Origin of the sequence: Shewanella morhuae (assembly GCF_003028295.1) — a bacterium.
In the GTDB taxonomy this organism is placed as follows: Bacteria; Pseudomonadota; Gammaproteobacteria; order Enterobacterales; family Shewanellaceae; genus Shewanella; species Shewanella morhuae.
In genome coordinates, this window is the sequence record NZ_PYSG01000002.1 from 2,421,125 (window position 1) to 2,436,930 (window position 15,806).

Here is a 15,806-nt window from a genome sequence, read left to right on the forward strand (position 1 = left end):
CTAAATGAGTTTAGATAACCACAACGCGATAATCGAACAGCTCAAACCTCTAGTGATGGAACCTAACTTCCTAGAGATTTTTCAGCAGCTGACGATTGATGAATCCAATTCGACTCGTTTTCTATTGAAAATGGAGCTAAATCGGTTGGCTTCACCTTGCACGCGGATTATCGATTTTAGGGATAAATCTGAGTTACCTTGTACAGAAGTACAACTAGGTCAACAAAGGCACTTTTTAGATGAACCCGCTAAACACAGTCTGCATCAAGCTATCTCCTTGTTTCGAAATCAGTATACCTTGGGAGTGTATGAGCATGTCCTTGCGGCTCATCAACAGCGTCGGCAAAAGTTACGCCAAAGCGCACCACAGATTGAAATCGTTGAGCCAGAACCTTTTATAGTACCGGGCGTAGTATTAGGCAGCTATTTTAACCGCGCAGAAGAACGCATGAACTACAGCATTCGGATTAGCGCATCACAAGGTCGCAGTGAAATTATCGGCATCACCACTGATTTATCCATTGGAGGGGCACGAATTCGTATTGCGGCAAATCATCCCTTTAATCTCGACCTGCCGCTTAAAATAAAATTACTAGAACTCAGTGAAGAATTTTACTTTCCCGATCTGCAACTCGGCGTTGACTATGGGATAGTCGATAGCCAAACCAATGGTGAATATATTTGGTTAAGACTCCAGCGCATCAGTGGATCTGAAGCGTTAGCTGAGATGTTAGGAAATCTTATTCGTGGCTATAAGTTAAGATACAAAATCGATGTCAATGATGTGGTAGTCACAGCATCGGGACTCGGGTTTGAACGCCATTTTTTACCACACCTACCGCACTTACCCTTATATTTTAATACTCAAACCCAAGCTTTGAGTCATATGCTGCTCAGTCGAGATAACCAGCAAATAATGCATTACTTTCAAGATGAAAATGATATAAGCCAAATACCGTCAATGCTAACTTCAGAGCGGTTATCGGCATTATTTAATCATCCGCAAAACCCCGACCATGGGTTATTTTTTAGCTTTACCTATAACGCCCAAGGTAATCTGTATTTCTATTCTGCCACCTTAGCAGAGTTAAAAGCTAAGGGCATGATGCCGTTATTCTTAGGCTTTGCTTCCACCAAGCCCAGCTGGCGAATTTTTAAATTAACCGCCGATAAAATTTATCACGGCAAAGGGTATCGCCACGCGACATTACCAGGGGCTGAAGCAAAATTTAGCCCACTGGTTGAACAGCAACTATCGCAATTTAGTCACCTACTTCAGCTTATTGATATCAGTAACGAAGACACCAGAGGCCATTACAAAGCATGGCAAGATGACAGCAATGCCAACGCCCTAAAAACCTTTGGCCAGCAACGTTCGACGACTCATCAAATTAAATCAATAGCAATGCAATTTAGTGAGCGACGCCAAGAGGCTCGCTTTGCTTTTAAAACCTTAGTCAATGTTTCCCAAGGCGGGCTAACCAGCACAGGGATCACGTTAGATATTTCTAGTCGAGGCATGCAGCTGACATTAGATAATGCTACTGATTTCTCATCCAATAAACCCTTGATGCTCAGCTTTCCCAAGCTACAAACGATTGCAGGTAAAACTCAACTAGAGCACCTGCCCTATCGTTTAGTTCGTACCCGAAAAAATGGTGTAACATTGCATTTAACGGCCGTAATGAGCCATACCCCCCATGTTGGGGTTGAGTTTTTAAATAAACTCATTAGCCATAATAAAGCGAAATTAGAGCAACTCACGGAGAGTAATGGCGAAAGTAAGGAACTCGCCGAGGGCTTAAAAAATATTTTGATGCGCACCTTAAATTCGGTGCCCTATTTTATTGAGAGAACGACAAAGTCTGCACAAATTGCTTGCTTAGGCGTCAGCACTCAACAAGATGATATATGCGATATTTTTGCAGCAGGTACTTCAGATACGCTGCAATATGATTTAACACCGCTGTTAAAGGATGGCCTATTCAAGCGAGATATACTCGATCCCATTCGTAAAATGAAACCGCAGCAAGATATGGATTTTATTGAGGTATTTATCCAAATCACGCGTCAGTCACGCGGAAAAATACACCTAAAGTGTGTGTTAGCAACCAGCGTCGGCGATACGCAAAGTCAAATTGCTTTTATTAAACAAAGTAAAGCTACTGGTCGTTTCATTGCACTACGTATTTTCCGCGGTGCAACAGAAAAACCAGATATGAATTATCTACGCCATGAGATTGAATACATTAATATTCATGCAAACCACAAAGCAAAACAATTAGAAGATCAGCTATGGCGAATTATAGGTGTCGGAGAACTGCTCGATATCACCCAAGCAGTTGAATTAAGATATCCAACGCTATATCAATAACGGTATTAACGGTTTAATACTGCAAGATCAAAGCTTAAATACCAATCGCGGATTTTAGGAAAATGATCCGTAGTGGCATCTAAATGCGTTAACATATCCGCATGGCCATAATCATGTTTAAAGCCATTCGCCTTAGATAACAAAGTCGATTTTATCCGCTTAAAGCCACACTCACTAACCATATCTGCGACATCTTCTGGGTGACCAAGGACTGTATCATTTTGCCCTGAGATGAACCAAGCAGTGGGCCAATCCGCGTGCTTGGCAGCGTTAGCATAATCAAAACCATCATCGTGATCTTGCCAATCACCTCGCACCCAATCAATGCTCTGCACTAACGAGGCTCGGCTCTCGTTGTCCATACCGATACGCAACTTATCGGCAGCGAGATAACCTTGCCCCATCGCTAGGCCTGGTGCTAGGCGATTCCAAAAAACATCGACCATCAACCATTTTTTAAATGACTTCACTCGAATCGTACGCTTGCTACCAAATGTCAGCAGCGAGCGAACGCTTTGCTGCAAGCTAGGATAACGCGCCAGACTACTCGCCATTAGCACGCCGCCCCAAGAATGAGCGCACCAATGCACTTGTGAGGGCGCGACGATTTTTTTCGCTTGAATCATTGTTTGTTGCTGGCAGGCTGTTTGATGCAAATCGAGAATGGCTTGCTGTACTAAAGGCAATTGTTCGCGAATAACCTCTCCTTGCCCAAGGGTAAAATCTCGATTAATTTTAGGTAAGCTAAGCCCTCTTCCCGCGGTGTCGAGTACATATACTACAAATCCCGCTTTAGCGAGAAAACAGCCAAGACCGCGGCCACTCTGGCTATAGAAAACTCGGCCATTAGACATAGCGCCATGGAGCATTAAGATAGGGGTTTTAGAAAAATCAGCCGCTGCCGGTAATAACTGGCGTAAATGCAGCTGACCATCGCGGTACGGCAGATAAATTGAGGATTGTGAAATGGTCGAAATAGCGTTTGAAGTCAGCGGAGTCAAAATAAGTCACAGGTAGTTTATCAATTTATCTAAACTACCAGCTCATTAATAAAAGACAAGAGCCATTACTCTAACTATTGCCTTAGTCTTATATTCAAAGTCTATGCCCAAAGCCTTATAGCCAAAGTCTTACTCCAACTGATATCTAACGGTTTACATTTGTAAAAGGTATGGCAAAACCCGCAAATCTAACTGACGAATATTCGCATCCGCGGCCGCTGCAAGCTTAGGTTTGGCATGAAAAGCAATACCAAAATCAGCGGCCATCACCATAGGAATATCATTAGCGCCATCGCCAATAGCAACTCTCTGGCCTCTGGCTATGTTCCACTGCTCGCTGCAACGCTCAACCACGTCTGCTTTAAACTGCGCGTCCACCACTTTGCCCGTCACTTCCCCAGCAAGTTTTCCGTTAGTAATCACTAACTCATTCGCAAAGGCGGCATCTAGGTTTAGCAGCTGCTTTAAATGACCAACAAACGGTGTAAAGCCACCAGATGCAACAACTAAACGCCAACCATGGGATTTGAGTTCCACTAACATAGGCTCAAGCCCTGGCATCAAAGGCAAGTTATCGCACAAGGTCGATATAATATTGGCATCGGCTCCTTTAAGCTGCGCCACACGTTGACGCAGGCTCTGTTCAAAATCCAGCTCGCCTTGCATGGCGCGCTCCGTTATCGCCGCTACGCGCTCACCTACGCCCGCCATTGCCGCTAATTCATCAATACACTCTACTTGAATTGCCGTTGAATCCATGTCCATGACCAGAAGGCCGGGATGATTCAAACGGGGTAAAGCCAACGTGATCACATGAAGCTCAGCGACAGACAGGGGAAATGCCTCGAGTTGCGCCTGTGATAAAGGGCTAACCAGTGCCAACTCGATACAATGTAAACCAACTTGGCGCTCAATATCGCTAATGCCGATAATTTGGGAGGACTGAGCCAACAGGGCTATCCACGCCGATAAACTCACCTGTGCTGATGTATCTTGGTAGATAATCCGTAAACGTGAGGTATCAGTAGGTATCGCTGACTCCTGATAACGTTCAAACACTTGCCCTTGGCGTTCAAACCTTAGGGAATGATCAGCAGCTAACCACAAAAAAAGCGTATCTTGATTCAAGCTTTCCATCTGACTTAAATTCTCCAACTATCGGGCTTACTCAGAATCAATTATGATTAGGCAAGCGCTCTACATGTTAAGGGTCAAAGTGTTATATCTTAAAGGGCTAAAGAAAAGCCATAAAATCAGTAGGCTTATCCAAATAGCTGTGGCATTCGCCCTCATCATCGGCCTAGTGCAACTGTGGCAAACAAGCCTACTACAAGGTCAGCTGCTTCTAAAGAGCCAAACTCAAAAGATGGCAAGATTACTGGTGCAACAAGCCGCTTACGGTGCAGCCCCCGCGCTACAGTTGCAAAATGATGAGCAGCTCCAATGGCTTGCCAGTGCTTTAGTGGAAGATCCTAAGGTGATGTCCGCCGCTATCTTCAGCGACCAAGGCATACGGTTATCCTTCGCCCAAAGCATTACCAACGAGGTGATCGATCCTGACTCCGAAGAAATGAATTTGCTGCTCAGCAAATACCCTCCTTATGTGGAGCCTGTGCTGCAAGAGGGTAAAAACTTAGGCTATGTCGAAGTTAGGCTGGACACCAAATTATTTTTTAACGAAATCAAAGAGGTTCATAATTTAAATATGGAACAGCAGCAAATTATGCTGCTCATTGCAGGCTTGATTGGTATGTTGCTTTCACGCTCTTTATCTTTTAAACGTGCTGACTTCGATCGCCGTCGTACTCGCGTTAAATTACGTCAAACGCCTAAGCACCCTAAGAAAGAATCCACCATTAAAGAGCCTGATAAAATAGTGCAGCCAATCGAGAGCTTGCCCGCAGCGGAAAAAGTGGCAGCGCACACTGAGACACAAAAAATAGTAAAAGAGGCCGCTGATATGTCCAATCAAGCAAACGTGCAAACAAAGGCGGCTAAAGCATCAGTAAAGGCACAAACGAATGACCAAGTAGAAAGCACCACTGATGACGCGAGGAAAACAGCACCCATTAAGGTGAAACCTAAAGTGAAAACAGTCCGCCGCGTAAGCCATGTAGCGAAAGGTAGCGCAGAAGCTCAAGCCTCAATAAAGCCCAGCGATACCGACCCAACGGGCTAGCGGGAAATCACTAAACCTAAGTCACTAAACCTAAGTCACCGCAGATAAATAGATAACACGCTAGAATTGACATAAAAAAGGGTTCGCAATGCGAACCCTTTTTTTAATAGTCACTAACTACGGCATAATTACAGCGTAATAGCGGCTTCTAATGTCATGATAATCATATCATTGAATGTGGTTTGACGCTCTTCAGCAGAGGTTTTTTCACCAGTGCGGATGTGATCAGATACAGTCACAACACACAGAGCACGAGCACCAAATTCATGGGCTACGCCGTATAAACCAGCCGCTTCCATTTCGACGCCGAGTACGCCCATCTTTTCCATCACGTCGAACATTTGTGGATCAGGCGTGTAGAATAAATCCGCAGAGAAAATGTTACCTACGCGAATTTTAGTGCCTCTGGCTTTAGCAGACTCGATAACTGCATTCATCAGCTCATAATCAGCAATGGCAGCAAAGTCTTGGCCTTTAAAACGTAAACGGTTAACCGCTGAGTCAGTACAAGCGCCCATACCGATGATCACGTCACGTACTTTAACGTCTGTGCTAATGGCACCACAAGTACCTACACGGATCAGGTTTTTAACGCCATAATCACGAATCAATTCAGTTGCATAAATTGAGCATGAAGGAATGCCCATGCCTGAACCCATTACTGAAATACGTTTACCTTTATAGGTACCTGTAAAACCAAGCATGTTTCGAACATCAGTCACTTGCTCAACATTTTCTAAGAATGTTTCAGCAATATATTTTGCACGTAATGGATCGCCTGGAAACAACATAGTTTCAGCGAATGCGCCCTCTACAGCATTAATGTGTGGTGTTGCCATCGAAATAACCCCTGTTTATATTATTAAGACTTAAGTCTTTGTTTACTGGCGGCAAATGTTAGCCGCCAAATCGAACTGAATACTAATCTAGCCTATAAAAACGATTCGCCGTAGGCCATAGGCTCAAGCTTAAAGTGGCTCGCAATAGATTGGCCAATATCGGCAAAACTGTTACGACGACCCAAAGAGCCTGCTTTCAATCCAGCGCCAAAAGCTAATACTGGCACATATTCACGGGTGTGGTCGCTACCCGGCCATGTTGGATCGCAACCGTGATCCGCAGTTAAAATCAGTAAATCATCTTCACCTAATAATGCCAGCATTTCAGGTAAACGGGCATCGAAATATTCCAGCCCCTTAGCATATCCTGCTACATCGCGGCGATGGCCATAATGAGAGTCAAAATCGACAAAGTTAGTAAACACGATAGTGTTATCGCCAGCAGATTTAACTTCGGCTAACGTCGCATCGAAAAGAGCTTCAAGGCCATTTGCCTTCACTTTTTTAGTGATACCGCAATATGCATAGATATCGGCAATCTTGCCCACACTCACCACTTCACCACCCGCGTCTTTTAGCTTATCTAAGACGGTTTTTGCTGGTGGCTCAAGCGAATAATCTTTACGGTTACCAGTACGAGCAAAGTCACTTGGGCCAGTACCATCAAATGGGCGGGCAATGACGCGACCTATGTTGTAAGGTTCTAACTCTTCACGGGTAATTTCGCATAAACGGTAGAGGTTTTCTAAACCGAAGGTTTCTTCATGACAGGCAATTTGGAATACTGAATCGGCTGAGGTGTAGAAAATAGGCATGCCAGAGCGCATATGCTCTTCGCCTAACTCTTCTAAAATAGTTGTGCCAGAAGCATGACAATTACCTAAAAAACCATCCAGACCCGCACGGGCTAAAATCTTATCCGTCAGTTCTTTAGGGAAAGAATTTTGGTGCTCGCTAAAGTAGCCCCATTCGAATAGTACGGGTACACCCGCCATTTCCCAGTGACCGCTCGGAGTATCTTTACCTGAACTTAACTCCTGTGCATGACCATAAGCACCAATCAGTTCAACATTATCGCTAAACCCAGGAGCAAAGGCACCCGTACTTTCCATCGCGGCATGGCCTAAGCCTAAGCGCGATAAATTAGGTAATTTAAGTGGACCTTCGCGGCCAATATCAGCTTTGCCTTCAGCACAGGCCTTGGCAATATGACCAAAAGTATCGGAACCGACATCACCAAAGCTTGCTGCATCTGCAGAAGCACCGACTCCAAAGGAGTCCAACATCATAATAATGGTACGTTTCATAATCTTTCCTTAAAGATCCGATGCACGAATATAGGCATAGATCTCAGGTGTTTTTTCTGGAGCAGTTTCACCAATGTGAATCGCTTTTTTTACCGCGGCTTCTGCTTCAGCGAAGGCGGCTTCAGACTGTGCGTGGATAACGGCAATCGGAGTCGAAGAATCCACTTTATCGCCTAAGGCGCACACTTGGGTTAACCCAACACTATAATCGAGTGCATCACCAGGCTTACGGCGGCCACCACCTAGAGTCACCACAGCTAAACCAAGCTCGCGAGTATCCATGCTATAGGCATAACCTTGCATATCAGCAAAAACAGGACGAATGATTTGTGACTGAGATAGGTATTTGCTGTAGTTTTCAACAAAATCAACCGGACCACCCAGACCCGATATCATCTTGCCAAAAATTTCAGCTGCGCGGCCATTATCGAGTACACGATTTAATTTAGCGCGAGCGTCAGCTTCATTACTTGCAAGACCGCCAAGCAGCAACATTTCAGCGCAAAGACCCATAGTGACTTCGTATAAGCGTGGATTACGGTAACCCCCCGTTAAAAAGTCGATGGCTTCTTTCACCTCAACGGCATTACCAGCACAAGATGCAAGCACTTGATTCATATCAGTAAGCAAAGCTGTCGTTTTAGTACCCGCGCCATTAGCAACGGCGGCGATACTGCGAGCTAATTCTTCAGATGCCTCATAGGTCGGCATGAAAGCTCCGCTGCCGACTTTTACATCCATCGCCAGTGCGTCTAAATTACAAGCTAATTTCTTAGACAGAATCGATGCCGTGATAAGGGAGATAGATTCAACAGTCGCGGTATTATCGCGGATAGAATAGAAACGTTTATCAGCAGGAACCAGATCGCCCGTTTGACCAATAATGGCCACACCGACCTCTTTAACCACTTTGCGGAACAACTCACTTGAAGGCTCGGTTTGATAGCCTGGAATAGCATCAAACTTATCCAGAGTTCCACCAGTGTGGCCAAGGCCGCGCCCCGAAATCATTGGTACATAACCACCACAAGCCGCAGCCATAGGGCCAAGCATGAGGCTAATCACATCACCCACACCGCCAGTGCTGTGCTTATCGATAACTGGGCCGTTGAGTCCCAATGATTGCCAATTGAGCACAGTGCCAGAATCACGCATTGCGGTTGTTAATGCGATTCTTTCATCCATATTCATGTCATTAAAGTACACGGCCATGCCCAATGCAGCAATCTGACCTTCTGACACGGTATTGGCGGTGATACCTTGAACAAAAAACTGTATTTCTTCAGAACTTAGCGCTAAACCGTTACGCTTTTTACGAATAATCTCTTGAGCTAGAAACATGATACTGCCTCCAAGATAGGCACCAGCAATAGAATTACTAGTGCTTACCTTTGCAATGAAAAATCAAAACTGTAGCAATATTACAAATTCATACTATCGAAGTTTTGAGTTCGCCAAATAGATTTAGGTCACACTTAATTAGGTTCGCTATACGCTGATCGTATTAATCAGCGCGATATAACGATTAATAGCCTTGAGTTGGCTTAGGTGCATCGGCTAATTCTAAGGTATTTAACAAGCTATTAAGTAAGCTTGACGCGCCGAATCTGAAGGTACGTGGAGTAATCCAATCAGCACCTAAAATACGTTCCGCAACACCCAAAAACTCTGCAGCTTGCGCCGCATCACGAACGCCACCGGCAGGCTTGAAGCCTACTTGGGTATTCTTCTCGCTGATCACGGTCAGCATGATTTCAGCCGCTTCAAGCGTGGCATTGACAGGCACTTTGCCGGTAGAGGTTTTAATAAAGTCAGCACCCGCATCGATTGATAATTCAGACGCACGACGGATAAGCGCGGCATCGGCTAATACACCAGATTCGATAATGACTTTTAGTAACACTTCACCACAGGCTTCTTTACAGGCTTTAACGAGTTCAAATCCAACGGTTTCATTGCCTTCCATCAGCGCGCGATAAGGGAATACCACGTCAACCTCGTCAGCGCCATAAGCAACGGCCGCGCGGGTTTCTAACACTGCAATAGCAATATCATCGTTACCATGGGGGAAATTAGTTACCGTGGCGATTTGGATATCTTCAGCACCGAGCTCATCTAAGGTTTTACGTGCAATAGGGATGAAGCGAGGATAAATACAAATAGCAGCAGTATTGCCCGCAGGTGTTTTCGCTTTGTGGCATAAATCGATGACTTTTTGATCGGTATCATCGTCATTCAACGTGGTTAAATCCATTAACTCAATGGCGCGTTGTGCCGTTTTTTTTAAATCAGTCATAATTGCTCTCCAAAATAAAATGAAATGAATAGAAATGAGTTGCACAAAAGCAACGCTTAAGAGGTGGCATTATTTGATTATTGTTATATGGCCGGGCCTTCAGGCGGTGCCGAGTAATTTGCTGTTACAAACTATCTTGTAGTAGGTATTCAATCTTGCCTAGCCCTAAAGCGCAATAGGCATCCTGACACTTAAATAACGCATAAGTGACCACGACTTGAATCCTTGAAGACCGGAAGAGAGGAGACGAATAAAATCTTGTTCCTACTTTTCCGCGAAAAATCCATTTTAGCGCGAGAAAAACGTAAACCTTTATATAAACACATTGTTTCGCGTAATAAGCTTAGATAAAGACTCAAGAGTAAAACAAAAATGGAGCCGCATAATGCGGCTCCAACAAGCAAGGATTACAAGAGATTAGAACTTGTAAGTTGCTGACAGGTAGTGTGCCCAACCTGTTGATTCTAAACCTACTAGACCGCCTTCATCTTCAATTAGATATACATCCTTATAACCTTTTAGACCATAACCGACAGCATAGCGATCTGAGTGCCAGTATAGGCCAAAGAATACGTTTCCACCGTTAGTGGTTTTAGGAACATATATGTCATCAGTTGCATCTGCACCGAATTGATAATCAACGTAACCTTGGAATGCTATGAAGCTCTTATTATCGAAGAAGTAGAAAGGCTTGAACCAGTTAGCAGAGAACTGGTAACCATTCCATTCTTTTGCGTTCATGTCGTAGTAGCCGTACAGGTTCATACCTGTTTTGCCTAACCAAGGCACGTTTACGTCAGCACCCACACCCCAGAATGTAGAGTTAACACCTTCACCGACAAGGCCATCCCAGTTAAACAGAGTAGAGAAATATACTTCTTGGATTGGACCAAAAGATAAATCTTTGCCAGTCAGCGCATCGATAGATACACGTGGTGCAAACTTCATGAAAATTTTGCTTGAACCAGAGCCAGGGTTCTTATCACCATGGCTTGATGTTTCATTAGCAAGGTTAAATATATCAACATAGCCATATAAATCGAATACACCAGAACGGCCGCCAAATTCCATTTCTAAATAGTTATGTTGATCGCCAGACGCTGGGTTCTCTGGTTTTTCACCAATAGAGTACATAGCGTTGAACTGCATCCATTTGTAATCAGTACCATGAAGATCAGTACGATCAGCGGCAAATGCGTTACCAGAGATTGCTGCTACGGCAGTAGCGGCTAAAGCTAAAGTTTTAACGTTTTTCATCATCAACCCCATTTATCTTATTTACTACCATCGAGGGTAGCGTTCTTTTTGTGGCGTTTGCATTTTACCTAAATTAAAGAAAACCTCAATAATCTAGTGCAAAATCACAAACACAAAATTCTTAATTGTGAACAAAGTCGCGACTTCGGCATTACGATTAATTAACTCAACCGTAGTTACACGACATTTAAGACAGAACGACAGCGACATTTCAGTTGCATTCTGTGTTTTTCAATTGGAGAAACTATTCACTACAGGAATCACTACTGGAAAATGGTTGAATTAACTTAGGCCCTGCCCTGCATGGTCAGGACCTAGTTAGTGGGGTGTGTTACCCCAGGTCAGCCTTAAACTAAGCTTAAGAACAGACCAGCAATTGTTGCACTCATTAAGTTAGCTAGAGAGCCGGCGATAACTGCACGGATACCCATTCTTGCTAAATCATGACGACGAGTTGGTGCCATTGAACCTAAACCACCAAGCAAAATTGCAATTGAAGACAAGTTAGCAAAGCCGCACAGTGCAAACGAAATAATCGCTTGAGTTCTGTGTGACATCACAGCTTGTGTTTCAGCAACACATAATGGCAAACCTTTAGTTACTTCTGCAGCGACAGCAGTACAAGCGGTTGCAGCATCAGAAATGTAAGGAGCAAAGTTTAAGTAGGCAACAAATTCGTTAATAACGATTTTTTGACCAATGAAAGAACCTGCTACAAATGCTTCATTCCATGGCACACCAATAAGGAATGCTAAAGGCATAAACACATAACCAAGGATCAATTCGAGTGTCAATTGTGGGTAACCTACCCAGCCACCGATACCACCAATGATACCGTTTGCCATTGCAATTAAACCAACGAAGGCTAACAACATAGCACCAACGTTAAGTGCTAAGTACATACCTGATGAAGCACCTGCTGCTGCTGCGTCTAACACGTTGGCTGGTTTGTCAGGATCTTCTGGCAAATCGCTCATGTCATTTTTAGCAACTTCAGTTTCAGGGTGCATCAGTTTCGCCATTAACAGGCCACCTGGTGCTGCCATGAATGAAGCGGCAACTAAGTATTCGATAGGTACACCCATCTGCGCGTAACCAGCCAATACTGAACCCGCGATTGATGCCAAACCACCGACCATGATCGCAAACAGTTCAGACTGCGTCATAGTTGGAATGAATGGACGAACCACTAATGGCGCTTCAGTTTGACCAACGAAGATGTTAGCTGTTGCTGACATTGATTCAGTACGGCTTGTACCTAATGCTTTTTGTAAACCACCACCAATAATACGGATGATCCACTGCATAATGCCTAGGTAATATAAAACCGCGATCAAAGAAGAGAAGAACACGATTACAGGCAATACGTTAACAGCGAAAATAAAGCCAAGTTTGAAATTAGCTAAATCGCCGAACAGGAAGCCAATACCGTTTTGTGCATAACCAATAACGCTAGATACAGCATCAGACATACCTTTCAGAATGTCTTTACCAATGGGAACGTACAAAACAAAACCACCAAAGGCAGCTTGAATGGCTAACGCGCCACCCACTGTACGCACGCTAATTGCTTTTTTGTTATTCGATAGGAGGAAACCTATCGCAAGCAGGGTGACCACCCCTACTAAACTCATCAATATATTCATTAACCATCACCCTATTGTTAACACTTTTTAATTATGTTGTTAATCAACCTATTTCCGAGTCAGATTATACCCGAGGCAAAGTCGAAAATCGTCGTTTTGATCATATTTTTGGAGTTTAATTTCAACTGTTTAGTGTTACCCACTAGTGCGACCTACACCTGTTTATTTAAAAACAATTAAAGGTCAAACAGTTGCACCGAATTTGACATCAAGTGTTCTGATACTAGAACACTTGTTTTTTTTTGCAAAGTTGCAATTTTGTCTATAAATAGTACAAGGTTAGCGGGTTGATTACGTTTTTCAATTACATTTATAGGTGCCATTGCGGGAGAATCAGTCTCAAGTATGAAGCTATCGAGAGGTAGGTCACATACGGTTTTGAGTAATTTTTTGGCATTAGGATTCATGATCAAACCGCCGATACCTAATTTAAAGCCTCGCTTAAGATACTCAAGCGCAATTTCTGTACTGCCAGAAAAAGCATGTATCACGCCACCTCTAGGTAATGGATGCTTTTTTAGACAGGCTAAAATCTCTGGATGAGCTTTTACGCTGTGAATAATAATTGGCAAATTTACCGACTGAGCAAGCTTGAGCTGCGCCTCAAAAACCGCCAACTGTCTTGGCCAAGTTGACGCATAAAGCTTATCTAAGCCACATTCACCAATAGCAACAAAACGAGGACATTCGAGTAACGCTGACACTTGAGATGTTAATGCAAAGATACTCGCATCAACATCTTCAGGGCAGAACCAAGGATGTATGCCCAGAGCATAATAAAATTGGTATTGTTCTGCGACTGCGAGTTGTTTTTGCCAATGTTTAGGGGAGACACCAGGGATGATTAAATTATCAATACCGACACTGTGCATTCGTAGCACTACATCGCTGCGGTCAGCATCAAACTCAGCAAAATCGATATGCGCGTGGGTATCTATCATAAAACTATCTCACTCGGATGGCGTAGTGTCGCTCGAATGCGCTTTGCTGAGCGGAGTGCTTTGAGCTTGTGTAGTAATTTTAGAAGATTTAATCATTAGTGGTGGATCTTCAAGACGCGGCATACAACAACGACGATTTTCAGGCGTGAGTCCCATATGATCACACCACTGAATATAAGCTCGCCATGCTTTAATTACCCAATTGGTCATAAGAGTGCTCAGTACAGTCAATGAGATACAAAAATGGCGGTAAATTACCGCCATTTAGCTAATCACAATAAATATAATCGATTAATGCTCGCGGGTTTTAGTGAACTCTATATCTGGATAACGCTCCATAGAGAGGTTCAAATTCACCATCGTTGGCGCAATGTACGTCAAGTTATCGCCACCATCGAGTGCAAGGTTTTGGCTACACTTACGGCGGAAATCTTCAAGTTTACGTTCATCTTTGCAGTAAACCCAACGTGCCGTTGACACGCTAATTCCTTCGTAAATCGCTTCAACATTATATTCACTTTTTAAACGTCCAACGACCACTTCAAATTGCAGCACACCCACGGCACCTACAATTAAATCGTTGGTATCGAGCGGACGGAATACCTGCACTGCACCTTCTTCTGATAACTGCATTAACCCTTTAAGCAACTGTTTTTGCTTAAGCGGATCGCTCAGACGAATGCGGCGGAACATTTCAGGGGCGAAGTTAGGCACACCAGTAAAGCGAAACTTTTCGCCTTGAGTAAAAGTATCACCAATACGAATCGTGCCATGGTTATGCAGGCCAATGATATCACCAGGATAAGCTTCTTCAGCACGCTCACGGTCGCCCGCCATAAAGGTTAAAGCGTCACTAATACTGACATCCTTACCAATACGTACATGGTGCATTTTCATGCCCTGCTCATAACGACCAGAACACACACGCATAAATGCGACTCGGTCACGGTGCTTAGGATCCATGTTTGCTTGTATTTTGAAAACGAAACCGGTGAATTTATCTTCATCTGGCATTACTTTACGCACATCACTGTCACGCGGTAATGGTTTAGGCGCCCACTCAACAATTCCATCGAGGATATGATCCACACCAAAATTGCCCAAAGCGGTACCAAAAAACACCGGTGTCAGCTTGCCTTGAAGAAAGGCATCATGATCAAATGCATGTGATGCGCCGCGCACTAATTCCATTTCATTACGCAGATCAACAGCGTAACTCCCCAGAACCTTATCTAGCTCAGGGTTATTAATCCCTACAATCGCTCGGCGCTCTTGAATGGTATGACCCATACCGCCTTGATACAACACCACTTCATCACGCAGTATGTGGTAAATGCCTTTGAATTCTTTACCGCTGCCAATAGGCCAGGTAATAGGTGCACAGGCGATATTAAGCACATCTTCGACTTCATCCATCAAATCGATAGGATCACGAATATCACGGTCGAGTTTGTTCATAAAAGTCACAATCGGCGTATCACGCAGACGCGTCACTTCCATTAACTTAATGGTACGAGCTTCAACACCTTTTGCCGAATCTATCACCATAAGGCAGGAGTCAACAGCCGTTAGTGTACGATAAGTGTCTTCAGAGAAGTCTTCGTGGCCAGGTGTGTCGAGTAGGTTAACGAGGGCGCCAGCATAGGGAAATTGCATGACGGATGTAGTGATAGAGATACCACGATCCTTCTCCATTTCCATCCAGTCAGACTTAGCATGCTGACCCGATTTTTTACCTTTAACGGTACCCGCCTTTTGCAAAGCGTTGCCGAATAACAGCACTTTCTCGGTAATGGTTGTTTTACCCGCGTCGGGGTGCGATATGATCGCGAAGGTGCGACGTTTATCGACCTCTACTTTATTGCCTGACATGTTAACCTATGCACTAGTATCGCTAAAAAGGCGCAAATTATAGCGCCTCAGTTCAAGCTTGGCTAGGCAAAGCCCGAGATGAGCTCGGGCGAAA

13 protein-coding genes are annotated in these 15,806 nt (G+C 44.0%); 2 read left to right on the plus strand and 11 right to left on the minus strand.

Features of this window, described 5'->3' with window-relative positions:
- Nucleotides 1-4: 4 nt before the first annotated feature.
- Nucleotides 5-2,374 (plus strand): PilZ domain-containing protein, encoded by a 2,370-nt coding sequence (locus C9I43_RS11135; RefSeq protein ID WP_107883504.1) that lies wholly within the window; start codon nt 5-7, stop codon nt 2,372-2,374.
- Between the two features lie 5 nt (nt 2,375-2,379).
- Here the strand turns inward: C9I43_RS11135 and C9I43_RS11140 are convergent, their stop codons facing one another.
- Nucleotides 2,380-3,375, minus strand: coding sequence for an alpha/beta fold hydrolase (locus tag C9I43_RS11140; protein ID WP_107883505.1), 996 nt, complete (start codon nt 3,373-3,375; stop codon nt 2,380-2,382).
- Between the two features lie 153 nt (nt 3,376-3,528).
- Nucleotides 3,529-4,512 (minus strand): phosphoserine phosphatase SerB, encoded by a 984-nt coding sequence (gene serB, locus C9I43_RS11145; protein ID WP_107883506.1) that lies wholly within the window; start codon nt 4,510-4,512, stop codon nt 3,529-3,531.
- 43 nt (nt 4,513-4,555) lie between these two features.
- Between serB and C9I43_RS11150 the strand changes: the two genes are divergently transcribed.
- On the plus strand, nt 4,556-5,554 hold the full coding sequence (locus C9I43_RS11150; RefSeq protein ID WP_107883507.1) for an AhpA/YtjB family protein: 999 nt from the start codon (nt 4,556-4,558) through the stop codon (nt 5,552-5,554).
- Nucleotides 5,555-5,682: 128 nt separating this feature from the next.
- Here C9I43_RS11150 and deoD read toward each other — a convergent pair whose 3' ends face one another.
- The 9 genes from deoD to prfC form a co-directional block, all read right to left on the minus strand.
- Nucleotides 5,683-6,393: a purine-nucleoside phosphorylase gene (deoD, locus tag C9I43_RS11155; protein ID WP_076496429.1), complete on the minus strand. Its 711-nt coding sequence runs from the start codon at nt 6,391-6,393 to the stop codon at nt 5,683-5,685.
- Nucleotides 6,394-6,485: 92 nt separating this feature from the next.
- Nucleotides 6,486-7,700 carry a phosphopentomutase gene (locus C9I43_RS11160; RefSeq protein ID WP_107883508.1) on the minus strand — a complete coding sequence of 405 codons (1,215 nt, stop codon included), beginning with the start codon at nt 7,698-7,700 and terminating at the stop codon, nt 6,486-6,488.
- Between the two features lie 9 nt (nt 7,701-7,709).
- The gene (gene deoA / locus C9I43_RS11165) at nt 7,710-9,041 is read right to left on the minus strand and encodes a thymidine phosphorylase (RefSeq protein WP_107883509.1); all 1,332 of its coding nucleotides are present in this window, start codon (nt 9,039-9,041) and stop codon (nt 7,710-7,712) included.
- Nucleotides 9,042-9,225: 184 nt separating this feature from the next.
- On the minus strand, nt 9,226-9,996 hold the full coding sequence (gene deoC, locus C9I43_RS11170) for a deoxyribose-phosphate aldolase (protein WP_076496426.1): 771 nt from the start codon (nt 9,994-9,996) through the stop codon (nt 9,226-9,228).
- Between the two features lie 417 nt (nt 9,997-10,413).
- Complete coding sequence (locus C9I43_RS11175; RefSeq protein ID WP_107883510.1) at nt 10,414-11,253, minus strand: nucleoside-specific channel-forming Tsx family protein; 840 nt, start codon at nt 11,251-11,253, stop codon at nt 10,414-10,416.
- Between the two features lie 347 nt (nt 11,254-11,600).
- Nucleotides 11,601-12,899 (minus strand): NupC/NupG family nucleoside CNT transporter, encoded by a 1,299-nt coding sequence (locus C9I43_RS11180; RefSeq protein WP_107883511.1) that lies wholly within the window; start codon nt 12,897-12,899, stop codon nt 11,601-11,603.
- A gap of 176 nt (nt 12,900-13,075) precedes the next feature.
- Nucleotides 13,076-13,840, minus strand: a complete 765-nt coding sequence (locus C9I43_RS11185; protein WP_107883512.1) for a TatD family hydrolase — start codon at nt 13,838-13,840, stop codon at nt 13,076-13,078.
- 9 nt (nt 13,841-13,849) lie between these two features.
- On the minus strand, nt 13,850-14,050 hold the full coding sequence (locus C9I43_RS11190; protein ID WP_107883513.1) for a DUF5363 family protein: 201 nt from the start codon (nt 14,048-14,050) through the stop codon (nt 13,850-13,852).
- An 81-nt stretch (nt 14,051-14,131) separates the two neighbouring features.
- The gene (gene prfC / locus C9I43_RS11195) at nt 14,132-15,712 is read right to left on the minus strand and encodes a peptide chain release factor 3 (RefSeq protein ID WP_107883514.1); all 1,581 of its coding nucleotides are present in this window, start codon (nt 15,710-15,712) and stop codon (nt 14,132-14,134) included.
- Between the last annotated feature and the right edge of the window lie 94 nt (nt 15,713-15,806).